A 22,243-nucleotide genomic window follows, 5' to 3' on the forward strand; every position below is an offset into this window, starting at 1 on the left:
CCCGTAGATTTCTCTACGAGCCTTCTGGAATATGGTGGCCCCTCGCAGACTTGAACTGCGGACCAATCGATTATGAGTCGACTGCTCTAACCACTGAGCTAAGGGGCCTTAATAGGACAACGATTATAGGGGAAGCGTTGCAAGGTGTCTAGATACCAACTAGGGCAATTGCGCTTAGTTTTTATCCACTTAGAACAGTAGATAATAAAAAAGGTGACCTAAAGTCACCTTTTTTGATTTCTAAAAGCTTGTATGCGCTGCGATTATTCGTCTAGGAAGCTGCGCAGAGTCTCTGAGCGGCTTGGGTGACGAAGTTTACGTAGTGCTTTTGCTTCGATCTGACGGATACGCTCACGAGTAACGTCGAACTGCTTACCAACTTCTTCTAGAGTATGGTCAGTGTTCATGTCAATACCAAAACGCATACGAAGTACTTTCGCTTCACGTGGCGTTAGACCTGCAAGCACGTCTTTTGTTGCCACCTTAAGGCTAGTTGCAGTTGCAGAATCTAGCGGAAGTTCTAGCGTTGTATCTTCGATAAAATCACCTAGATGCGAATCTTCGTCGTCACCGATTGGTGTCTCCATTGAGATAGGCTCTTTAGCGATTTTTAGAACTTTACGAATCTTGTCTTCTGGCATTTGCATGCGCTCTGCCAGTTCTTCCGGTAGTGGCTCGCGACCCATCTCTTGCAACATTTGACGAGAGATACGGTTTAGCTTGTTGATCGTTTCGATCATGTGTACCGGAATACGAATCGTACGTGCTTGGTCCGCGATTGAACGAGTGATTGCCTGACGGATCCACCACGTTGCGTAAGTCGAGAACTTGTAACCACGACGATATTCGAACTTATCTACCGCTTTCATCAGACCGATGTTACCTTCCTGGATCAGATCCAAGAACTGTAGGCCACGGTTGGTGTATTTCTTCGCGATAGAAATTACAAGACGCAAGTTCGCTTCAACCATCTCTTTCTTCGCACGGCGAGCTTTTGCTTCACCGATAGACATACGACGGCTGATGTCTTTAATGTTCTGTACGTTTAGAGAAGTCTCTTCTTCAATCATTTTTAGCTTAGCGATTGAACGACGGATTTCTTCTTCGTTACGTTTGATCTTTTCAGCGTATGGCTTGTCTGAAGCAAGAACTTCATCCAGCCAAGCTTCACTTGATTCATTACCAGTGAACAGCGCGATGAATGATTTCTTCGGCATTTTGCCGTATTCAACCACTGACTTCATGATCAGACGCTCTTGTGTACGAACGCGATCCATAGCAGTACGCAGTTCATTCACTAGGTGATCAAACTGTTTAGGCGTTAGACGAAACTCGCGGAATACGTCTAGCATCATTTCATTAGCAACGGTTGCTTTCGGGCTGTTATAGCCGTACTCGTTGATTGCTAATTGAAGATTTTGATAGGTGCTGCGTAGTTGGTTGAATTTCTCTAGCGCTAATTCTGGATCGATACCTACATCTTCTTCAGAATCATCTGAATCGTCATCGCTATCTTCGTCGTCATCAACGTCTTCATCGTCTTCTTCTTCTAACTGAGATTCAGTCAGTTCAGAACCGATGTGTGTTGCCGTTGGTGCAGCGGTGTCGTCAGCATCTGGATCTACAAAACCTGAAATTAGGTCTGTAAGACGTAGTTCTTCAGCTTGAACTTTGTCAAATTGCTCAAGAATGTACGGAATTGTGCCTGGGTATTCAGCAACAGACGATTGAACTTGGTTAATACCTTCTTCAATACGTTTTGCGATGTCGATTTCGCCTTCGCGAGTTAGAAGTTCGACAGTACCCATCTCACGCATGTACATACGTACTGGGTCTGTTGTACGACCAATCTCACTCTCTACGCTAGAAAGTGCAGCGGCTGCAGCTTCGGCTGCATCTTCATCGGTAATATTTGTGTCATCGTTCAGTGCTAAATCATCAGCATCAGGAGCAGTTTCTACTACCTTAATGCCCATGTCGTTGATCATCTGAATGATGTCTTCTACCTGTTCTGAATCTACGATTTCAGCAGGTAGGTGGTCATTTACTTCGGCGTAGGTCAGATAGCCTTGTTCCTTGCCTTTAATAACAAGTGACTTTAGCTGTGACTGCGGATTGTGATCCATAGACGGTATCCAACTTCGTAATCTGGTGAAGGAATCAGTATGCGAAATGCAAACCACTTACTATAACAAATTAAATCGTTGCTGACTAATTAAACAGGGTTACGCTTTTAAATCTAGCATAAGTGCTAGCAGCTCCCTTTTCTCTTCGGCTGATAAACCGACACTTCTTGCTTTGGCCTGCAGGTTTTCAATTTGTTTTTCTACGCACTGGGCAATAATTTTATCCAGTGAGTCTAAAAAGATTTCTTCTTGGTTGTCCTCATCGAGTGGAATGTCCCAACTCGCGAGACGAGACAGAAGGGTCTCATTTTGGCTGTTTCGCCAATGCTCTAATAATTGGCCTGTGTTGATATGGGGATGCGCTTGGCATTTATCAAGTACATCAACAAATAAACTTAGACCAGGAATGGGCAAATCTCTAACGCTAGTTAGATCTGGCACCATACTTACGTATTGTGGGTTTTGAATCAGTAACGCGATCACTTCTCGCATCGGCGTTCGCTTGATTTCTTTATGAGGTTGAGGCCTTTTATCCTCTTTACCTTGTTTTGAAATTAGCTGCTGTAGTTGGCGTTCATCAACCAAACCCAAACGGCGGCCAAGCAATTCTCTCAAGTATAGTCTTAAAGTGCCGCCAGGGACTTTATCAATGAGAGGAACCGCAAGAGTACTCAGTTTTGCCATGCCTTCTTTCGTGCTCATATCGACCTGCTGAGTCAATGAGCTGAACATGAATTCAGACAAGGGCATCGCATTAGACACTTGCTGCTCAAATGCTTGTTTTCCGTTTTGTCGGATATAAGAGTCGGGATCTTCTCCATCCGGCAAAAACATGAATTTTAACTGGCGACCATCCGTTAGGTAAGGCAATGCATTTTCCATGGCACGCCACGCGGCTTCACGGCCTGCGCGGTCACCGTCATAACAACACACGACGGTGCTTGTTTGCCTGAATAACACTTGCAAGTGATCGCCCGTTGTCGAGGTTCCCAATGAGGCAACGGAATAATCTACGCCATATTGAGCAAGCGCGACAACATCCATATAGCCTTCAACCACTAAAATTTGTGGTGGCTCACGGTACGCTTGTAGTACTTCATAAAGGCCATACAACTCTTTACCTTTATGAAATATCGGGGTTTCGGGTGAGTTGAGATATTTTGGTGTCCCATCACCTAATACTCGACCACCAAAGCCTATTACTCGACCGCGTCTGTCTCGAATAGGAAACATCACTCGACCACGGAATCGGTCGTAGCGGTTGCCTTTATCGTTTTCAATCAACATGCCGCCAGTGACGAGCATGTCTTGGTTTTCTTTATTCTGGCCAAAGTTCTTACGAACTAAATCCCATTCATCAGCCACATAGCCGATGCCAAACTTCTGGACGATTTCACCAGACAGGCCGCGATCTTTTAGATACTCAATCGCCACCTTACTTGCTGGCTGTTTGAGTTGGTTACGATAAAATTGAGCAATGCTGCCCATTAAGTCGTATAGGTTACGTTTTTCACTGCTGCTTGCTTGTGGGCCTGATTGAAACGAACCATTACCGCCGCTACGTTGTTCGCGAGGAACATCTAAACCCAAGTATGAAGCGAGTTCTTCAATGGCTTCGACGAATTCTAGTCGGTCGAATTCCATCAAAAAATCGATGGCATTTCCATGCGCGCCACAACCAAAACAATGGTAGAACTGCTTTTCTTGACTGACACTGAATGAGGGTGTCTTTTCGTTGTGGAACGGGCAGCATGCGCCGTAGTTTTTGCCTTTTTTCTTAAGTTTCACACGTGCGTCGATGATATCGACAATATCAAGTCGAGCTAGAAGGTCATCGATAAAACTGCGAGGGATGTGTCCAGCCATAAAACCTAACAAAAAAAGAAGATGATGAGTGGAGTGAATGCCTTAAAAGAATGAGCGTATTGCCCATTGATTTCATTCCATCCATCCAGATACAAACAAGCCGTGCGCTCCAAAGGATAGCACGGCTTGCTGCAATTGGGTGGGGTACCTTAAGCCAATTTAGCGCGAACTAAACCGCTTACTTTACCCATATCTGCACGCCCTTGAATTTGCGGTTTCAGAACGCCCATTACTTTGCCCATGTCTTGCATGCCAGCTGCGCCAGATTCAGCAATCGCGTTCTCGATGAGAGCCGCTACTTCTTCGTCTGTCAGTGGTTGAGGCATAAAGTCCTCAAGAACGGTAATTTCTGCTTGTTCCGCATCAGCAAGATCTTGACGACCCGCTGCTTCAAACTGCGCTACAGAATCGCGACGTTGTTTAACCATCTTGGTCAATACTGCAAGAATGTCGTCATCGTTCAGAGTAATCTGTTCGTCAACTTCACGTTGCTTGATTGCTGATAGGGCTAAACGAATAGTACCAAGGCGCAATTTGTCCTTGGCTTTCATCGCTAATTTTTGCTCTTCTTTGAGTTGATCAATCAGAGCCATAACTAAATTCCTTTTGGAGCTCAGTTATTAGTACAGGCGAACGCGACGAGCGTTTTCGCGAGCTAGCTTCTTAGCGTGACGCTTTTGAGCTGCTGCTTTAGCGCGTTTGCGAACTGTAGTTGGTTTTTCGTAGTGCTCACGACGACGCACTTCAGAAAGGATACCTGCTTTTTCGCAAGAGCGCTTAAAACGACGTAGAGCAACGTCGAACGGTTCGTTTTCACGTACTTTAACTACTGGCATATGCCTTTCACCTCAGGGGTTATTCGTTAACGCTGGTATTCAACAGACCAAATCACAATTGTTAGGTCTCTTACCAGCTTGATCAAAAATGGTGCGGAATTTTAATCCGATCACAACTACTTTGTAAAGCCTTTTGTCGATTATTGTCTGTACAAAATTTGTTTGCAGCACCAAGGCGAGGTAATATGACGCCCAAATTTCCTCTATACAGAAAGCATACTGAGAAAACCATGCGCATTATTGGTATTGAAACCTCTTGTGACGAGACTGGCATCGCAATTTATGACGATGAAAACGGTCTCTTGTCACACAAGCTATACAGCCAAGTAAAACTGCACGCAGATTACGGCGGTGTGGTGCCTGAGTTGGCTTCACGTGACCACGTAAAGAAAACCATTCCTCTTATTAAAGAGGCACTAAAAGAAGCGAACTTAACTTCAAAAGACATCGATGGTGTCGCGTATACCGCGGGGCCTGGTCTTGTTGGGGCGCTATTAGTGGGTGCGACTATCGGTCGCAGTATTGCTTATGCTTGGGGAGTGCCAGCGGTACCTGTTCATCATATGGAAGGTCACCTATTGGCCCCAATGTTGGAAGATAACCCTCCACCGTTCCCGTTTGTGGCGGTATTAGTATCGGGCGGTCACTCTATGATGGTGGAAGTGAGAGGCATCGGTGAGTACAAAATTCTAGGTGAGTCGATTGATGATGCGGCGGGCGAAGCGTTTGATAAAACAGCGAAGCTAATGGGTTTGGATTACCCAGGCGGTCCACTATTATCTAAACTGGCGGAAAAAGGTACACCGGGCCGCTTTAAGTTCCCGCGCCCAATGACGAATGTGCCAGGTTTGGACATGAGTTTCTCTGGTCTAAAAACCTTTACGGCTAACACGATTGCTGCAAACGGTGATGACGAGCAAACCCGCGCGGACATCGCATTGGCATTTGAAGAGGCTGTGTGTGCTACGTTGGCTATTAAATGTAAGCGCGCGCTTGAGCAAACAGGCATGAAACGCATTGTTATTGCTGGTGGTGTGAGTGCTAACCGTCGTTTGCGAGCTGAGTTAGAGAAGTTAGCGAAGAAAGTTGGCGGCGAAGTTTACTACCCACGTACTGAGTTCTGTACAGATAACGGTGCGATGATCGCTTACGCAGGCATGCAGCGCTTGAAGAATGGCGAAGTGGCTGATATGTCAGTAGAGGCTCGTCCACGTTGGCCAATTGATCAACTAACACCTGTCGCTTAGTCAAATTTATGCGGTAGGTTTGAAACCGGTTCTTTGTAATAAAGGTCTCTGCTCCTCAGAGGCCTTTATTTTTAATTATTCAATGAACCGCCTCGTTTTACATTCTGACTGATGCGATCAGTTCGCGATTGTTTCAGTGCTAGGATGACGTGGAAGAATAAGAAATGGATATAACAATGAATAAGTTTGAAATTGAAGGTCAGCAACTTGCTTATCTAGATAAAGGTGAGGGCCCTGTGCTTCTATTTGGTCATAGTTACCTTTGGGATAGCCAAATGTGGGCGCCACAAGTTGAGGTTTTAAGCCAGTCATTCCGTTGTATTGTGCCAGATCTTTGGGCACATGGTGAATCGGACGCTGCACCTGCATCGACACAGTCATTGGCCGACTATGCACAACATATGTTGGCATTGATGGATCATTTAGATATCGAAGAATTCTCGATAGTGGGCTTATCTGTTGGCGGCATGTGGGGAGCTGAGCTAACGGCTCAAGCGCCGCAACGTGTTAAGTCACTGGTATTGATGGATACCTTCATTGGCTGGGAGCCAGAAGTTACGTATAAAAAGTATTTTGCAATGCTTGATACCATCAGCCAAGTCCAAGCAGTGCCTGCGCCAATTATTGAAGCCGTTGTGCCGCTGTTCTTTGCCAACAACGTCAATCAGGATAACCCTAAACTTGTCGCTTCATTCAAACGCAGTTTAGAAGAGCTGAACGGTGAGCGTGCGGTGGAAGTAGCTCGCATGGGGCGCATGGTGTTTGGTCGCCGTGATGTGATTGAAGATTCGGAAAAATTCGCTCTGCCGACGTTAATTGCGGTGGGCTGTGAAGATAAGCCTCGCCCGGTTTTCGAATCGTATTTAATGAAAGACTGTATCTCGGGCAGTGAGTTGGTAGAAATTCCGCAAGCGGGACACATCAGTTGTTTAGAACAGCCGGAGTTCGTCAACCAAATGTTGTTGAACTTCCTGAATCGAGTTCATGCGTAACCAATGCATCCCTCTTTAAACGAAAAACTCGGCATTAAGCCGAGTTTTTTTGTGTCAGTTTCTTCTCGCCGATTTTTGGCTCGTCGCCAGACAAAAGCCGACGAATATTTTGATGATGCTTAAATACGATTAAGCAACACAGCATAGCAACAGGTAACGTGTATTGCGGTTTAAACATCCAAGTATAAAACGGAGTGACCAAAACCGTGACGAGAGCCGCTAAGGATGAATAGCGGAATAGCGCGGCTACTGACAGCCAAGTTAACATCACCAATCCTGTTAAGTCCAAACCAATCGGAGCGATAGCGCCAAGCGCGGTTGCGACACCTTTTCCGCCTTTAAAGTGGAAAAAGATGGGGTACATGTGGCCAAGACAGGCAGCAATGGCGATGACGCCAAGAATGATAGGGTCGATACCAAGAAAGTATCCGCCCCACACGGGGATAGTGCCTTTGAGCATATCGCACAACAAGACTGAAACAGCGGCTCCTCGTCCGCCAATACGCAATACGTTCGTTGCTCCAGGATTGTTAGATCCCACACTGCGTGGGTCTGGCAGTTTTAAGAGTCGACAGATCAAAACCGCACTGGAAACCGAACCTAATAAATAGGCGGCCATTGTCATTATCAGTGCCAGTGCGTCCATAGAAGTCCTTGATGGATTGGAATTTAATGCTCGGTTCCCGCGTAGTTGCTATCATACCCCGAATTTACATAATGCAGAAATCCTCACTGTGATAGAGCTTGCATTATGTGATTTCTTGTATATAAAGATGCTTTCGCAGTTTATACCTAAGTAACATTGTGATGACCAAAGTAAATGTTACTTAGGTATAGAATACTACGATCAAATTACCCCTCACGGGTATCCGACCTCTGTAATAGAAGGACATAAGATGGCTCTGGATAAAGTTTTTATTGAACAGTTAGAAGTAATCACCACCATTGGCGTGTACGACTGGGAGCAACAAATCAAACAAAAGTTGGTTCTAGATATTGAAATGGCACACGATAATAAACCTGCGGGCAAAAGTGATGATGTGCAAGATGCACTGGATTATTCGCAGGTGAGTGAGGCGGTACTTAACCACATTGAAAATGGTCGTTTCTTACTGGTCGAGCGCGTGGCTGAAGAAGTAGCAGAGCTTATCATGCTGCGTTTCTCTGTGCCTTGGGTGAAAATCCGCCTAGCGAAGCCTGGCGCCGTGCCGCAAGCACGTGCTGTTGGTGTGGTGATTGAGCGAGGCCGAGCATGATCACCACTTATATCGGTGTTGGGACGAACGTAGAAAGAGAGCAACATGTGCTTGCTGCGTATCAGGAGCTGCAACGGCTTGGAGAAAATCTCCTCGTATCACCGATATATGAATGCGAACCTATTGGTTTTAGCAGCAAGAATTTCTACAACTTTGTCGTTGCAATGCGTACCGAGTTGTCATTAGAAGAGTTGAGCCATCAACTACGCGAGATTGAATTTAAGTGGGGACGCGAAGAAAACGCGCAAAAGTATCAGGATCGAACACTGGATCTCGATATAGTGTTGTTCGGTGAGCGCGTCTCCAAGAAAAAACCTGAGCTACCTCGCAGTGATATCTACAAATATCCTTTTGTCACAAAGCCGCTGTATGATCTCGAACCGCAATTAGTGATCCCAGGCGATGGACGCACAGTCGCAGACATTTGGCATGCTATGCAGCCAGTCGATTCGCTCAAACCCGTTTCCTTTCATTTTTAATTTGAGTTGTTTACATGAGTTATTTTGAAGCCTTTATTTTGGCTCTGATTCAGGGGCTGACAGAGTTTTTGCCTATCTCAAGCTCTGCCCATTTGATCCTGCCTTCCGCTATTTTAGGATGGGAAGACCAAGGTCTAGCCTTTGATGTTGCTGTTCACGTCGGTACATTAATGGCTGTCGTGATCTATTTTCGTCATGAAGTAATCACTTTGTTTCAAGCGTTATTTGCTTCGATCTTTAAAGGAGATCGCAGTAAAGAAGCTAAATTGGCTTGGATGATCGTGATTGCGACGATTCCAGCTTGTGTGTTCGGTCTATTGATGAAAGACATCATTGAAGTGTATCTACGTAGCGCTTACGTCATCGCGACTACCACGATCGTATTTGGCTTGTTGCTATGGTGGGTAGACAAAAACGCTGAACTCGTTGCCGATGAATACCAAACGGGTTGGAAGAAAGCTGTATTTATCGGTATTGCCCAAGCCTTAGCGATGATTCCTGGAACTTCACGTTCAGGGGCGACCATTACAGCAGCGCTTTACCTTGGCTTTACTCGAGAAGCGGCTGCCCGCTTTTCATTTTTAATGTCGATCCCAATCATTACATTAGCTGGTAGCTACTTAGGTATGAAGTTAGTGACCAGTGGTGAACCTGTCCATGTTGGTTTCTTAATGACTGGCATTATCACATCGTTTATCAGTGCGTACATCTGTATCCACTTCTTCTTGAAGATGATTTCACGCATGGGCATGACACCGTTTGTGATTTACCGTCTGATTTTGGGCGTCGGTTTGTTCGCTTTTCTATTAAGTGCATAATTGATGCTAACGAAAAACGCCCGCGAAATCCGCGGGCGTTTTTGTTTGTTCGTTACTTCTTAAGTGCTGCTTTCACTGCTTCAATACGTCGTTTTTCTTGCTCGTCACGAATCGCAGGGCCTTTAAAGCCCTCTTTGATTATGATTTGAACGTCAACTGCCGCTGCTGCTTGGTAGGCTTGCCTAAAAATATCCGCCTGTGGATATGGTTGCGTTTCCAGTCCTTTACGACCAGCGTGATCCGCTTGGCAGCAAAGCAAGATATCTTGCAGACGTTCGGACTTACGCCACACATCGAGCTTATTGAGTATTTTAATTATGGTTTGTGGTTTAAGTTCAGCCGCGCGATGAATATTGGAGTGCTGTTCGCACACCATCAAGGCGAAATCACGAAACTCATTTGGTACCCGGACACGTTCGCACAGCTTTTTGATCAGTTTTAATCCTGTATGGCAATGCATTTTGTGGCTTGGCCATTCGCTCTCTGGCGTCACGCCTTTACCCAAGTCATGCACTTGGGCGGCAAACCTGACGGGGAGTGAGTTACTCAATTTTGCGGCTTGCTCTGCCACCATCAAAGTATGGATGCCAGTATCGATTTCTGGATGCCACTTCTCAGGTTGAGGTACGCCAAATAATGCATCAATTTCAGGTAACACCACGGTTAATGCACCACAGTCTCGTAGAACCGATAAGAAAATATCAGGGCGAGGAGTAGAGAGAGATTTATGCCATTCTTGCCAAACACGCTCGGGAGTCAGTGTGCTCAGTTCTCCGGACTCTGCCATGTGACGCATTAACCGCATAGTTTCGTCGGCAACCGTAAAGTTTAGATCAGCAAGCTTTGCAGCGAAGCGAGCGACACGTAAAACGCGTAGAGGGTCTTCAATAAAGGCGTCTGATACATGGCGTAGCAGTTTATCGTTGAGATCTTGCTGGCCACCATATGGGTCATGGATCGTGCCATCACTCTCCATTGCCATCGCGTTAATGGTTAAATCACGACGTATCAAATCTTCTTCTAAGGTGACGTTTTGATCGAAGAAACATTCAAAACCAGTGTAACCAGAACCTGACTTTCTCTCTGTTCGTGCAAGGGCATGTTCTTCTTTACTTTTGGGATGCAGAAATACAGGAAAGTCTTTACCAACGGCGGTGTACCCTTGGGACAACATCATCTCAGGCGTCGCGCCTACGACCACCCAATCATTGTCATAACTATCAATTCCGAGCAATTTATCTCGAACTGCGCCACCTACTAAATAAACTTGCACGAATTACCTCTTAATTTATGGATATGCCGTTGGACATTGTAGCAAGCAATGGTACTTTTCTTTACTCCCGAGAGTAGATGCGGCTATGTTTATATTATATCTGACTATTCTCAGGTGGTTTTTTAGCTGGAGAGCCTAATGTATAAGGACTTTTTTGGGTTTGTCGAACAACCATTTTCGATTGTTCCAAACTCACGTTATTTGTATTTAAGCCAACGTCATAAAGAGGCAATCACACATCTCCAAGCCGGGCTAGGCGATGGCGGTGGTTTTGCTATGCTTACTGGCGAAGTAGGTACAGGCAAAACGACTGTCGCAAAAGCGATGCTGGCGAATTTGGGTGATAACACCAAAGCGGGTCTTATCCTCAATCCCACGTTTTCGAGTAGAGACTTGCTTGAAGCCATTTGTGATGAGTTCAAAATCACCTATCCGCCAGACGCAAACCTCAAACAGCTAAACCAGGTTATCCATCAATATTTGCTGCGTAATTATCGTTCAGGTTGGCAGACATTGCTGGTCATTGATGAGGCTCAACACCTTGCTGCCGACGTTCTAGAGCAGTTGCGCTTGTTGACCAACTTGGAAACCGATACCAGAAAACTGCTCAAAGTGTTGTTGGTCGGGCAGCCTGAATTGCAGCGGTTATTACAAACAACACAACTACGCCAACTTGCCCAGCGTATTACCGGGCGTTATCACCTGTTGCCGTTGGATGAAAAAGAGACAGAAGATTACATCGCATTTCGACTACATACAGCAGGTGGCGACCAGCAACTGTTTAATCGTGCTTCTTGTAAACTTATAGCCAAATACAGTCACGGTATACCGCGGCTCATCAACCTTATCTGTGACAAATCCCTCAACATTAGTTATCACCAGGGTAATGTGGTTGTGGATAAGCAAACCGTTCAGCAGGCCTGTGAAGAGGTGATGCAGTTTCAGGCAGATATTTATCAGCAAGATAAAAAAGAGCGCCGGACTTTCCGTTGGCCTGCTTGGGGCTCTGTCACGGTAGGCCTTATTGCTGCATTAAGTACGGGATGGGCGGTCGTGAATTATATGCCAGCTCAAGCGACGTCAGTGTTGACACAAGTGACGGAGCCAAGAGTAGAGCCAACACCAACCGTCGTCAGCCAACAGTTAACGGATGAGCAGCGTGATTTATTGTTAACACAAAAACAGTCGAACCTCGCTGTAAATGATTTGTATCGTTTGTGGGGATATCAAGCATCGGTTCGCGATAATCTTTGTTTGTCAGAACCGCAGTCGACTATGCGTTGTGAGCGTAAAATGGCGACTTGGCCGCTGTTGATGCAACAAAATCGCCCTGTGATCTTGGAGTTGAATTATCAAGGTGATGTTGGGTATGTCATTCTATATGCCGTCGGTAATGATCAAGCTGAAGTGCTCAATGGTAAGCAGCGTCTCCGTCTGCCAATTTCATGGCTAAAGCCGTTGTGGCAGGGCAATATTATCGAACTGTGGCATGCTCCGCTGAATGAAACATTACGTTTAGACATGGAAGGCCCTGCGATTGAAGTATTAGACCGATTATTAGCAGAAGCGGTGAGTGAGCCACTGCTTGAAACGTCTATTTTTGATGGTGCGATGAAAGAGCGAGTCGAATTATTTCAACGCTGGCAAGGAATTGGTGTCGATGGTATTGCAGGTAAGCGAACGCTAGACCGACTTCAGCAAAATGTTCAGCCAGATGCGCCTCAACTGGCGAGAATAGAGAAGGAGGACGCATAATGTCAGCTGTGAAACATATAGGTCTGTTCTTGCTGCCAATCACTGCTTCTGCTATTGGAGTCGCTTGGTACTTAGATCTCTTTGCACCGAGTGTTGAAGTAGATACAACGTCCCCGATAGAAAAGGTCGAAGTGGTATCACCTTTCAAAGTATTAGACTATCCAGAGAACACCCAGTTGGCCCAATTGCCAAGAGAGTGGCCACGTGCAGAGCTATCGCGTGATTTTGGTACATTTACCACCCCCGATGAATACACGAGCCATACACCAAGCAGAGATGAAACACGCGACTCAGCATCAACCCAAACGACTTCTGCTGCTGAAGAGGACCTCGGGTTGTCTTTGGATGATCTGGATTTATCCTCATTATCTCCTGATTTAGCTAGGAAGGTCGAAAATGCCTTATCCCGAGATGATGACAATTCGTCATCACAAACGGCACGCGTGAACGATTTAGAGCGCAACGCTCACCAGTGGCAAGGGCGTCTACCTGCGCTTAATTTGCAAACCCATATGTACGCTAGTGATGAAAATCGCCGTTGGGTGAAAATTAACAATGTTGAGTATCATCAGGGGGATGTCGTTGATGATCAGGTCACTCTAAGAGAAATACAACCGCAAGCTGTGATTGTTGAGTTCCAAGGTGAGCAAATTCGTATACCAGCGTTGTATGAGTGGAAAGGGTAACTCGTGTAGAAACACATCAAGCCAGCGAAATCATATCGCTGGCTTTTTATTTTTCAGAGCATCTTTTGCATCTATTCTGGTGATGATTTCTAGATACTCAAACAAGCAAAATATAGCTTTCCTCAGTCGTTTAAATAGCACCAATATCATTCATCTATTGATAGCGCGATTCCAGTCAGCGTTGTGTAAAAAGACACCATCTTCACGAACTTCGGAGTAATGACTTGGTCCACGTTAGACCCCATCACATAATAGGAGTCTAAACAGAGACACATGCGTATTCTGATTTTTTCTTTAAGCATTGTTGCATCGACAAGCTATGCAGCAAAGCCAGACCCATTCCCAGTTACACCAGATAGTCGCGGGCAAGATTTCATGGTCAGTGCGACGAATCCTTACGTGAGCAGTACCGGTTACTCAATATTGAAAGAAGGCGGTAACGCTGTTGATGCTATGGTCGCGATGCAGATGGTGATGTCTGTCGTTGAGCCAGATATGACCGGAATTGGCGGCGGGACTTTCGCGCTGTTTTATCAACATGACGAGAAAAAATTTCTGGCCCTTGATGGTCGAGATGAAGCGCCCTCTAGCGCGAACCCTGAAATGTTTGTTGAGAATGGGGAAGTACTCAGTCGCAACGAAATATTAGGCCCTCGTTCTGTTGCGGTTCCGGGCACATTGCGGTTGCTTTACACCACTCATGAACAATACGGCAAGTTGCCATGGGCAGAGCTGATTAAGCCGGCGATTACATTGGCGAGCAATGGGTACGCGATGAACAGCTACACCTACGACATCGTAGTAAGAGAGCAAAGCCGACTTGAGCAAGATCCGGAAGTGAAAGCCTTGTATTGGCAAGGGGACGATATTAAGCCGACGGGAACCTTGATGAAGAACCCTAAGATGGCTGAGACGCTGAGGAAGATCGCGCAACAAGGCGATCGTTACCTTTATGGTGGTGAGCTTGGTCAGCACATCGTAGAGACGGTTAATAGTCGTATTGACGACCAACACGAGAAGTTGTCTTTAGAAGATTTTAAACATTACCAAGTGAAGCAGCGTGACATCATTGAGAGCGACTACCGTGGGAATAAAATCGTCTCTTTTGGTTACCCAGCTTCGGGCGGTGTGATGGTCGCTCAGAGTCTTGAACTGCTCGCACCCTATGACATTGCCCATATGGCGAAAACGGATGTGGAACCTTGGCGTCTCATGACTGAAGCGATGCGAATAGCAAAAGCCGATCGTATTGCGTATGCCGGAGATCCGGATTATGTGGAAGCGCCAGTTGAACAGTTATTGTCTAAAGCCTATCTAGATCAGAGACGTGATTTAATCCCTGATAATGGCACTTTAAAAGAGGATCCAAAAGCAGGACAGATAACGCAAACTCAGTATGCGCAATATCAAGGCTTCGAGAGCAAAGATACAGGGCATATTTCTATCGTCGATAGAGATGGAAATGCAATTGCGATGACCAGCACGGTAGGAACGGGTATGGGCTCGGGTGTGATGGTCGATGGCGTTATCTTGAATGCGCAGATGGCTAACTTCTCACCTCTGCCAACGGTTAACGGCAAACCTACACAAAACTCAATTGAAGCGGGCAAGCGTCCACGTTCGGCTATTACGCCATTAATGGTGATGGACAGTGATGATAATTTGCGTTTGGTGGTTGGGTCACCAGGTAGTTCACAAATCCCGGGGTATGTACTCAAAACCGTGGTTGGGGTGCTGGATTGGAACTTATCAGCGCAAGAGGCTATTGACTTACCAAACATCCAGTATGGCACTAAGATAGACCGCACCAAGTCTTATGACCCGACTGGTTTGCTGGTGGAAAAGAAAACGTTCGCAGAAATGTTGGTGCCTGAGTTTATGGAGCTTGGCTACCCAGTGCACGTTATTCCAGTGGTAAGCGGTTTGAATGCAATTGAGCTAAAAGATGGCAAGCTTTATGGCGCAACGGATCGTCGTCGAGCCTCTAGTTCAATAGGGGAGTAGTACTCACTTCTATCAAACGAAGCAAACTAAAAAGCCAGTCAATATCGACTGGCTTTTGCGTTCTTTTTAAAGATAAAAGCGTAAGGGTTTATGCCCAACCCGCAGGAGAGCGCTTTCTACGAGGCATGACATGCGGAAGAATCAAACCAAATAGTAAACCTAAACCTGCAACACCGCCGCCATAAGTGAAGTACTTAAGCAGCATGTCATCTTTTTGTGTATCCAGCTTTGCGCGTAGCTCGCGGTTTTCTGTTTCAACAGAAGTAAGCTGATCACTGATCTCAGAGTATTTATTTTCTAGATCTGAAATTTGTTGGTTACGTGTTTCGAGAGAGGTAACAAGACCTGCTTTCTCTGCATCAGAAGTTTGACGAGCATTAGCAAGCTGCTCTTTTACTTCGGCTAGCTCTTTCTCAATGCGAGGAAGGCGAATTGCCATGCTCTCTTGGTTTGTCACAAACTTGCTTTGTACCCAACCAGTGCGACCACGGTCATCACGAACTTGCGTGTAGCCAGTATCTCGGTTGGTTTTAATCAGTTGTACTTTAGAACCGGCGTTAACACTACCAATAATACGGTAGGTGTTATTTGGACCTGAGTGCATGAAAGTGAAGAGGTCATCAGAAATATAACGGTCTGCTGCTAGGGCCGCTGGCGCTGCTAGCAAAGTAAACAAAACCGTGATGATTAGTTTTTTCACAGTAAATCCCTTAACGATTTTTCTTGGAGACAGCGTTGGCACCGAATGATTGGAGCCGGAAATAGACGAATAGTATGCAGTTTCAAACTTCGGTGCAACAAAGAAGGGAGGCAAAGCCTCCCTTTCTGTGCGTTTGAGTCAATAATGACAAAGCGCTTACATTCTATTGACGAGTGTCTTAAGCGAACATCGCTTGAAGTCCGTAGAAGAATACTACGGCCAATAACGCACCCGCTGGTAGTGTAACGATCCATGATGCCACGATGTTACGAACTACGCCTAGGTTCAGTGCTGCGATACCACGAGCAAAGCCAACACCGAGAACCGCACCAACCAATGTTTGAGTGGTTGAAATTGGCAGGCCTGTACCAGACGCTAGAACTACCGTACATGCTGTTGCTAGCTGTGCTGCAAAACCGCGGCTAGGCGTTAGCTCAGTGATGCCTGTACCAACGGTTGCCATTACTTTGTGACCTAGTGTTGCAAGACCGACCACGATACCAATACCACCAAGAGGTAGAATCCACCAAGCGATGGCGCTTTTCGTGCTGATTTCGCCCATGTGTTCAACAGTCGATACGACAGCAGACAGTGGACCAATGGCGTTTGCAACGTCGTTTGAACCGTGTGCAAATGCCATCGCACAAGCGGTGATAACCATCAGAACGCTGAAGATACCTTCCACGCCAGAAAAGCTGCGGTCCTCTTCGCGATTAGCGAATTTTTTCTGGATGTATACGTAGCCGCCAATCATCACAAGAGCTGAAACTGCTGCTGCCCACATCCAGGCTTCACCATTGGTCAGGTGAAGACCAACGTGTTTTAGACCTTTTTTGATGGTTACAAGTGCAATCACCATTGTTGTGATGAACATGTAAACAGGTACAAAACGTTTCGCGTTAAACAGAGGGTTCTCTGTATCAAAAATCAGGCGTTGTGCGCTGACAAAGATAACGTAAGCAAAGAAACCTGAAATCACTGGCGTAATAATCCAGCTACCAACAATGCCTTGAACGCTGCCCCAGTCAACCGCTTCAGTACCTACTGATACGCATGCAAAACCAATGATTGCACCGATGATTGAGTGAGTCGTTGATACTGGCCAGCCCATGTAAGAAGCAAGAAGCAGCCATGTACCTGCTGCTAAAAGCGCAGACATCATGCCGTAGACAAGAACATCTGGTTGACTAGCAAATAAAGAAGTTTCGATTACACCTTTACGGATAGTGTCGGTTACTTCACCGCCTGCAAGGTAAGCACCTGCAAATTCGAAGATCATCGCAATGATGATAGCTTGTTTTACAGTTAGCGCTTTTGAACCTACAGATGTACCCATCGCATTAGCAACGTCGTTCGCGCCAATACCAATCGCCATCATGAAACCAAAAATCGCTGCAACAATAATCAGGACAGTGCCGTAGTTCGCAAGGATATCCATCGTAATACCTAGTTGTTTTATAACAAGCGGAACAAAATTTTACGCGCGCCAAACCATAAGACGATGAAAATAGTCATCGTCCCTATGACACGTGTTAATTATGCTCTTCGTTATGTCGTTAACTTTATGTTTTAAGATCGAGATAGCATGACTTCCAAACGAGCACCTACGCGCTGCGCTTGGTCGGCAATACCACCTACCCATTCAAGAATCTTGTATAGGAACATGACATCGATAGGGTTCATGTCAGCTTCAATCACCATCAACTGCTGGCGAAGTTCAATCTGCATGGCATCGGTATCATCTTCGATAACGTCTAATTGATGAATCATTTCAGCGACGAGCGTCACTTCACGGCCTTTGAAGCCGGTTTCTAGCAATTCATCAAGTTCATTGATTACCTTTTGCGCCTGATCGGCAGCATCAAGACAACGTTGAACGTAAGCGAGGAAGTTTGGTTGGAGAGCCTCAGGGATGACAAGTTGACGACCATATACACGGCCAGCAATGTCTTTTGCCAGGTTTGCAAGTTTGTCCTGTTGAGTCAAAAGCTCAAGCATGTCAGTACGGTCGACTGGCATGAACAAACCGCGAGGCAGTTTTAGACGGATTTCACGTTTCAGCACATCCGCTTCTTTCTCTAAGTGAGAAATTTGTGCACGGATTTCTGCTGCTTTTTCCCAATCACCCTTTGAAGATACTTCAAAGAATTTCACCAAGTGTGAACAACATTCGTTGACACACACAACGTGGCGTTGCAAAGGCTTAATTGGGGACTTTGCAAATAACCCCATAATTGTATTTACTGGCATGGTCATTCAACCTAATAACTATAACCTTAAAAAAACATACACCATTTCTGAGTGCTTGGCGAAATGTTGAACGATGGCTATAAAGGCGCGCATGGTAACGCATTAAATCGCTCATTAAAACTGTTTTAGATCATCATTCCGGCGATATTTCTCTCTTGCCGTGTGAGAAATTACGCAATATCCTGTTTCTATCTGCTTTGAAAGGTATAGCTATGGAAACCGAAATAGAACTGAAGTTTTTTGTTTCTCCTGAATTTTCAGAAACTTTAAAAGAAAAAATTTCTGAGACAAAAGTACTTCAGCATAGTTGTCGTGACTTGGGTAACACCTATTTTGATACTGCCGATAAATGGCTTAGAAAGCACGACATTGGTTTAAGAATTCGCCGTTTTGATGATGTATTCGTCCAAACCGTAAAGACAGCAGGACGCGTCGTCGCAGGCTTACATCAAAGACCAGAATACAATGCTGAGCACACTAGCGACGAGCCTAATCTGTCGCTTCATCCTCTAGATATTTGGCCTCCAGGTAAAGATGCAGAAACGCTGCAATCCGAGCTTATGCCATTATTCTCGACCAACTTCACACGTGAACAATGGCTGATTGGCATGCCCGATGGCAGTCAGATTGAAGTTGCCTTTGACCAAGGCTTAGTTGTAGCCAAAGGTGAAGACGAAGAAGAGAAGCAAGAGCCAATTTGCGAAGTTGAACTGGAACTTAAGTCTGGCCAAACCGAAGCTTTATTCACACTGGCACGCAGCTTTTGCGAGCAAGGCGGTATGCGCTTGGGTAACTTGAGCAAAGCCGCGAAAGGTTATCGACTTGCAAGCGGTTATGCGGGTGATGAAGTAAAATCATTGGCACTTGTGGACAGTAGTCCGACGGATACCGTTGAATTTTGCTTGATCAACTCTTTAGAGCACGCTTTGTCTCATTGGCATTATCACGAGCAAATTTATGCTGAGCGTGACAGCGTGGAAGCACTGCGTGAAATCAGTAATGCCATTCGTTTCATTCGTCAAACATTGACTATTTTTGGCGGGATTGTCCCTCGTCGCGCGAGTGCGATTCTGCGCCAAGAGCTTAAATGGTTGGAAGAAGAACTGAGTTGGTTGGATGAGCATGCACACCTTGAAGAGCTCTTAGATGACAAAGGCAATGTGCTGCGTAAGTTGGATGCGCGTAAGTTCTTAGTATCTGAGCTGACTCAGCAGTTACAAGAGTTGCCAAGCCGTGAAGAAGTGCTAGGGTTGCTCAATTCCGCGCGTTACACAGGGTTACTGCTGGATCTAAGCCGCTGGATCTTAGCACGCGGTTGGCAGCCATTTCTTGATGAAAAAGCACGTGAAAAGATGGCAAGTAACATCATGCCGTTTTCAGTTACTCAGCTCGATCGCACTTGGGCTGAGCTAATGGAAGCTTTCCCAGCAGAGCGCGATTTGACGGCGCAAGAGTACGTTGATCAGCGTTATCGCTTATTGCGTAACCTCTATACTGGTATTGGTTTCGCGAGTTTGTATAACTCGGATGAGCGTAACAGCTTCCGTTTACCATGGGCGGATCTGGTGCATGGTATCGATGATCTGCTAATGCTGAACCACTTGCTCCCGTTGGTTGATATGCTGGAAGACGCAGAAAAAGAGCAGTTAGAACGCTGGTTGCACCGTCAAGAGCGCTCAATTTTGCATGCAATGGATCAAACCCGAGCGATCAGTGTGGAAGTACAGCCTTATTGGCGTGAATGATCGTTCTGGTGGTAACGACAAAAAAATAGGACCGCATGGTCCTATTTTTTTGTCTCTGTTTTACGTTGTTGTAGCTCTTTTTCCATGAAATCGAGTCGTTCTAGTATTTGAGCTTGTTGGGTTAGGAGCTGCTCGAGCATACGTTCTTTATTGATTGAACTGTGCGTCTGTTGTTTCGTTGGGGCAGTAAGGATAGAGGTGATAAGACCCGAGATCATACCAAAGATACCCACCCCGCAAACAATGATGATGACAGCCAAAAACTTTCCTATGGAGGTCACAGGATAATGATCGCCGTAACCAACCGTTGAGATCGTTACAAATACCCACCACAAAGCATCGGCGCCAGTGCGAATATTCGCTTCTGGGTTTTTCGCTTCGATAAACAGCATTGCACTAGAACCGAGCGTTATGAGGATAACCATCAATAGCAGTATAGAGGCGACCGTAGTTTCGCGGCGGTTTTCTTTGAGCTGATGCAAAATGAACTTTGACGAACGCAGTACTAATACCACTCGCATAATATGAAAAATACGAGCAAAGCGCAGGGGCTCTATCAATGGGATGCTCGCCACGAAATCTATCCAATGACGTTTAAGGAATAACCAGCGATCTGTGGACCGGATCAAATCAATGGTGAGCTGTAGTAGAAAAATACTACAGATTATGAAATCCAGACCGATAAGAACTTGACGGGTTTCGTGATCGATCGGGAAAAACAACAAGCCAGAGATCACAAATAGTGCCATAAAAGACAATATTAGTGACAACAGGCCCATCGGTCGTGTGCTGTCTTTGATATCATTGTTTTTCATACGAAGCTCAAAATAAATCGCGTAACCACGCAAAGCGCGAACATAACTATAAGTAATATAAAGATTATAGATAAAGACTATATAAGACTCGGTGGAGAACTGACAATGGAAAAGCTGGCATTTAAGCCATGGGAAAGGGTCATATCCGACATTCGACTGGTGCCTAAAATGGTCATGTTGATGGTCTTCAGCACTGTCCTGATCGTGGCAAAACAACTGTGGGACGCAAACACTTTTTACGACTCACTTTTAGCGGCGACACAAAACGCGCAAGTTGCCCAACAGCATTATGAAGCATACTTAACGCAAGTTGCTTGGCAAACCGCCTTATTGATAGTGGTTTTTGTCGTGCTCTTATTAGCGGCGGCTAGAGTAATGTTGCGTCAAACACAGTATCTGAGCGACGCGATCAAACTGATGGCGAGCAAGAACCTCTCTGTTCCATTTGGTATGGATTGTAAAGATGAATACGGAGACGTGGCACGTGAATTAGAAAAGACACGTCGACAATTGCACGATGTGATTCAAATGCAAATTAATGCGTCTGATGAATTATCAACGCTCACCGAAGTCATGACACTGAGCATGTCGGAAACGAAGGAATCGGCGCAAGAAGAGTTTAACGAAATTGATCAACTTGCTACGGCGATGAGTGAGATGTCGTCGACGGTCCAAACGGTTGCGGAACATGCCCAGACGGCATCTTCTCTAACAGAGCAAGCTTCCGCACAAGCAATTTCTGGTCAGCAGTTCTTGCAAAGTACAATGGCGAAAATGAGTGAACTTTCGTCGGATATCGCTTCATCGGCACAAGCGGTTAACCAAGTTGAAGAACGTGTTGAAGCCATTGGTAGCGTTGTGGGGACGATTCAAGGCATTTCTGAACAAACCAACCTGCTTGCACTGAATGCGGCGATTGAAGCGGCGCGAGCTGGCGAGGCTGGGCGGGGTTTTGCTGTGGTTGCAGATGAAGTTCGTAACCTTGCCCAACGCACACAACAAGCGACGGTAGAAATTCAAGAGATGATCGCACAGCTGCAAACCAGTGCTGAATCTGCGGTAGAACTCATGGAAAAAAGCGTTGTAGAAGCGGCAGATGGAAACGAGCTGGTTTCTAATGCTGGATCTGAGCTCGATGGTATTGTTGGGCAAGTGACGCAAATCAATGACATGAACTTCCAGATCGCGACGGCGTCTGGTCAGCAAAGCAGTGTTGCAGAAGAGATGAGCCAAAACCTCACCAATGTACGTGAGTTGGTGGAAGCCTCAGTTGTTGTCGTTACCGAGCTGCTAGAAACCTCTGAAATGATGCAAAATAATGCAGGTGAGCTAGACAAGAAGATCAAATCTTTCCAAGTTTAATATTCGATCCCGAACTTTTGATAAAACGCCCAC

Annotated in this window: 20 protein-coding genes and 1 tRNA gene; 10 read left to right on the forward strand and 11 right to left on the reverse strand. The window is 45.8% G+C overall.

The genetic code is table 11. From position 1 onward, the window contains the following. Positions 1 to 32 precede the first annotated feature (32 nt). The 5 genes from R7P67_RS21190 to rpsU all read right to left on the reverse strand — a co-directional run bounded on the left by R7P67_RS21190 (position 33) and on the right by rpsU (position 4,828). Positions 33 to 108, reverse strand: a tRNA-Ile gene (locus R7P67_RS21190). Positions 109 to 263: 155 nt separating this feature from the next. Beyond that, positions 264 to 2,126, reverse strand: a complete 1,863-nt coding sequence (rpoD, locus tag R7P67_RS21195) for an RNA polymerase sigma factor RpoD (protein ID WP_005395986.1) — start codon at positions 2,124 to 2,126, stop codon at positions 264 to 266. A gap of 99 nt (positions 2,127 to 2,225) precedes the next feature. Next, a complete protein-coding gene (dnaG, locus tag R7P67_RS21200; protein ID WP_005379719.1) occupies positions 2,226 to 3,992 on the reverse strand; it encodes a DNA primase in 1,767 nt (588 codons plus the stop codon). 149 nt (positions 3,993 to 4,141) lie between these two features. After that, positions 4,142 to 4,585 carry a GatB/YqeY domain-containing protein gene (locus R7P67_RS21205; protein WP_005379720.1) on the reverse strand — a complete coding sequence of 148 codons (444 nt, stop codon included), beginning with the start codon at positions 4,583 to 4,585 and terminating at the stop codon, positions 4,142 to 4,144. A gap of 27 nt (positions 4,586 to 4,612) precedes the next feature. Then, entirely contained in the window at positions 4,613 to 4,828 is a 216-nt protein-coding gene (gene rpsU, locus R7P67_RS21210) for a 30S ribosomal protein S21 (protein ID WP_001145625.1), read from the reverse strand. 230 nt (positions 4,829 to 5,058) lie between these two features. Between rpsU and tsaD the strand changes: the two genes are divergently transcribed. Together tsaD and R7P67_RS21220 are read left to right on the forward strand one after the other, a co-directional pair. Beyond that, positions 5,059 to 6,075 carry a tRNA (adenosine(37)-N6)-threonylcarbamoyltransferase complex transferase subunit TsaD gene (gene tsaD / locus R7P67_RS21215; RefSeq protein WP_005379854.1) on the forward strand — a complete coding sequence of 339 codons (1,017 nt, stop codon included), beginning with the start codon at positions 5,059 to 5,061 and terminating at the stop codon, positions 6,073 to 6,075. Positions 6,076 to 6,251: 176 nt separating this feature from the next. Beyond that, entirely contained in the window at positions 6,252 to 7,067 is an 816-nt protein-coding gene (locus R7P67_RS21220; protein ID WP_262652818.1) for an alpha/beta fold hydrolase, read from the forward strand. A gap of 34 nt (positions 7,068 to 7,101) precedes the next feature. Here R7P67_RS21220 and plsY read toward each other — a convergent pair whose 3' ends face one another. Further along, complete coding sequence (gene plsY, locus R7P67_RS21225) at positions 7,102 to 7,713, reverse strand: glycerol-3-phosphate 1-O-acyltransferase PlsY (RefSeq protein ID WP_005379857.1); 612 nt, start codon at positions 7,711 to 7,713, stop codon at positions 7,102 to 7,104. A gap of 250 nt (positions 7,714 to 7,963) precedes the next feature. On the opposite strand from plsY, the gene folB reads away from it, so the two are divergent. The 3 genes from folB to R7P67_RS21240 are packed head-to-tail and all read left to right on the forward strand — an operon-like array spanning position 7,964 to position 9,620. After that, positions 7,964 to 8,323, forward strand: a complete 360-nt coding sequence (folB, locus tag R7P67_RS21230; protein ID WP_005379859.1) for a bifunctional dihydroneopterin aldolase/7,8-dihydroneopterin epimerase — start codon at positions 7,964 to 7,966, stop codon at positions 8,321 to 8,323. Continuing rightward, entirely contained in the window at positions 8,320 to 8,802 is a 483-nt protein-coding gene (gene folK, locus R7P67_RS21235) for a 2-amino-4-hydroxy-6-hydroxymethyldihydropteridine diphosphokinase (RefSeq protein ID WP_005387457.1), read from the forward strand. Before folB ends, folK begins: the two co-directional genes overlap by 4 nt. A gap of 14 nt (positions 8,803 to 8,816) precedes the next feature. After that, positions 8,817 to 9,620, forward strand: coding sequence for an undecaprenyl-diphosphate phosphatase (locus R7P67_RS21240; protein ID WP_053304328.1), 804 nt, complete (start codon positions 8,817 to 8,819; stop codon positions 9,618 to 9,620). Between the two features lie 52 nt (positions 9,621 to 9,672). On the opposite strand, the gene R7P67_RS21245 is transcribed toward R7P67_RS21240, so the two are convergent. Further along, the gene (locus R7P67_RS21245) at positions 9,673 to 10,893 is read right to left on the reverse strand and encodes a multifunctional CCA addition/repair protein (protein WP_262652817.1); all 1,221 of its coding nucleotides are present in this window, start codon (positions 10,891 to 10,893) and stop codon (positions 9,673 to 9,675) included. A gap of 138 nt (positions 10,894 to 11,031) precedes the next feature. Between R7P67_RS21245 and R7P67_RS21250 the strand changes: the two genes are divergently transcribed. The 3 genes from R7P67_RS21250 to ggt all read left to right on the forward strand — a co-directional run bounded on the left by R7P67_RS21250 (position 11,032) and on the right by ggt (position 15,338). Continuing rightward, complete coding sequence (locus tag R7P67_RS21250; protein WP_213903643.1) at positions 11,032 to 12,648, forward strand: ExeA family protein; 1,617 nt, start codon at positions 11,032 to 11,034, stop codon at positions 12,646 to 12,648. After that, positions 12,648 to 13,334 (forward strand): general secretion pathway protein GspB, encoded by a 687-nt coding sequence (locus R7P67_RS21255; protein WP_239945572.1) that lies wholly within the window; start codon positions 12,648 to 12,650, stop codon positions 13,332 to 13,334. The genes R7P67_RS21250 and R7P67_RS21255 overlap by 1 nt, the downstream gene beginning before the upstream one ends. 273 nt (positions 13,335 to 13,607) lie before the next feature. Beyond that, entirely contained in the window at positions 13,608 to 15,338 is a 1,731-nt protein-coding gene (gene ggt / locus R7P67_RS21260; RefSeq protein ID WP_318086058.1) for a gamma-glutamyltransferase, read from the forward strand. Between the two features lie 88 nt (positions 15,339 to 15,426). Here the strand turns inward: ggt and R7P67_RS21265 are convergent, their stop codons facing one another. From R7P67_RS21265 to R7P67_RS21275, 3 genes are all read right to left on the reverse strand, one after another. Beyond that, positions 15,427 to 16,038, reverse strand: coding sequence for a TIGR04211 family SH3 domain-containing protein (locus R7P67_RS21265; RefSeq protein WP_005379900.1), 612 nt, complete (start codon positions 16,036 to 16,038; stop codon positions 15,427 to 15,429). Positions 16,039 to 16,216: 178 nt separating this feature from the next. Next, positions 16,217 to 17,476: an inorganic phosphate transporter gene (locus tag R7P67_RS21270; protein ID WP_017820251.1), complete on the reverse strand. Its 1,260-nt coding sequence runs from the start codon at positions 17,474 to 17,476 to the stop codon at positions 16,217 to 16,219. Positions 17,477 to 17,607: 131 nt separating this feature from the next. Then, complete coding sequence (locus R7P67_RS21275; RefSeq protein WP_005379896.1) at positions 17,608 to 18,288, reverse strand: TIGR00153 family protein; 681 nt, start codon at positions 18,286 to 18,288, stop codon at positions 17,608 to 17,610. Between the two features lie 212 nt (positions 18,289 to 18,500). On the opposite strand from R7P67_RS21275, the gene R7P67_RS21280 reads away from it, so the two are divergent. Beyond that, positions 18,501 to 20,033, forward strand: a complete 1,533-nt coding sequence (locus R7P67_RS21280; RefSeq protein ID WP_005379894.1) for an inorganic triphosphatase — start codon at positions 18,501 to 18,503, stop codon at positions 20,031 to 20,033. A 41-nt stretch (positions 20,034 to 20,074) separates the two neighbouring features. Here R7P67_RS21280 and R7P67_RS21285 read toward each other — a convergent pair whose 3' ends face one another. After that, a complete protein-coding gene (locus R7P67_RS21285) occupies positions 20,075 to 20,848 on the reverse strand; it encodes a potassium channel family protein (RefSeq protein WP_025768395.1) in 774 nt (257 codons plus the stop codon). 105 nt (positions 20,849 to 20,953) lie between these two features. Here R7P67_RS21285 and R7P67_RS21290 point away from each other — a divergent pair, with 105 nt between their 5' ends. Further along, positions 20,954 to 22,210: a methyl-accepting chemotaxis protein gene (locus R7P67_RS21290; protein WP_005379890.1), complete on the forward strand. Its 1,257-nt coding sequence runs from the start codon at positions 20,954 to 20,956 to the stop codon at positions 22,208 to 22,210. The last annotated feature ends 33 nt before the right edge of the window (positions 22,211 to 22,243 follow it).

The organism is Vibrio sp. Vb0937 (assembly GCF_033338855.1).

Coding starts and splice junctions, on each gene's coding strand:
- R7P67_RS21220 (WP_262652818.1), top strand. CDS start 6,252: ATGAATAAGTTTGAAATTGAAGGTCAGCAACTTGCTTATCTAGATAAA.
- R7P67_RS21255 (WP_239945572.1), top strand. CDS start 12,648: ATGTCAGCTGTGAAACATATAGGTCTGTTCTTGCTGCCAATCACTGCT.
- folB (WP_005379859.1), top strand. CDS start 7,964: ATGGCTCTGGATAAAGTTTTTATTGAACAGTTAGAAGTAATCACCACC.
- dnaG (WP_005379719.1), bottom strand. CDS start 3,992: ATGGCTGGACACATCCCTCGCAGTTTTATCGATGACCTTCTAGCTCGA.
- R7P67_RS21240 (WP_053304328.1), top strand. CDS start 8,817: ATGAGTTATTTTGAAGCCTTTATTTTGGCTCTGATTCAGGGGCTGACA.
- folK (WP_005387457.1), top strand. CDS start 8,320: ATGATCACCACTTATATCGGTGTTGGGACGAACGTAGAAAGAGAGCAA.
- R7P67_RS21270 (WP_017820251.1), bottom strand. CDS start 17,476: ATGGATATCCTTGCGAACTACGGCACTGTCCTGATTATTGTTGCAGCG.
- ggt (WP_318086058.1), top strand. CDS start 13,608: ATGCGTATTCTGATTTTTTCTTTAAGCATTGTTGCATCGACAAGCTAT.
- R7P67_RS21280 (WP_005379894.1), top strand. CDS start 18,501: ATGGAAACCGAAATAGAACTGAAGTTTTTTGTTTCTCCTGAATTTTCA.
- rpsU (WP_001145625.1), bottom strand. CDS start 4,828: ATGCCAGTAGTTAAAGTACGTGAAAACGAACCGTTCGACGTTGCTCTA.
- R7P67_RS21205 (WP_005379720.1), bottom strand. CDS start 4,585: ATGGCTCTGATTGATCAACTCAAAGAAGAGCAAAAATTAGCGATGAAA.
- rpoD (WP_005395986.1), bottom strand. CDS start 2,126: ATGGATCACAATCCGCAGTCACAGCTAAAGTCACTTGTTATTAAAGGC.
- R7P67_RS21290 (WP_005379890.1), top strand. CDS start 20,954: ATGGAAAAGCTGGCATTTAAGCCATGGGAAAGGGTCATATCCGACATT.
- tsaD (WP_005379854.1), top strand. CDS start 5,059: ATGCGCATTATTGGTATTGAAACCTCTTGTGACGAGACTGGCATCGCA.
- R7P67_RS21275 (WP_005379896.1), bottom strand. CDS start 18,288: ATGCCAGTAAATACAATTATGGGGTTATTTGCAAAGTCCCCAATTAAG.
- R7P67_RS21250 (WP_213903643.1), top strand. CDS start 11,032: ATGTATAAGGACTTTTTTGGGTTTGTCGAACAACCATTTTCGATTGTT.
- R7P67_RS21285 (WP_025768395.1), bottom strand. CDS start 20,848: ATGAAAAACAATGATATCAAAGACAGCACACGACCGATGGGCCTGTTG.
- plsY (WP_005379857.1), bottom strand. CDS start 7,713: ATGGACGCACTGGCACTGATAATGACAATGGCCGCCTATTTATTAGGT.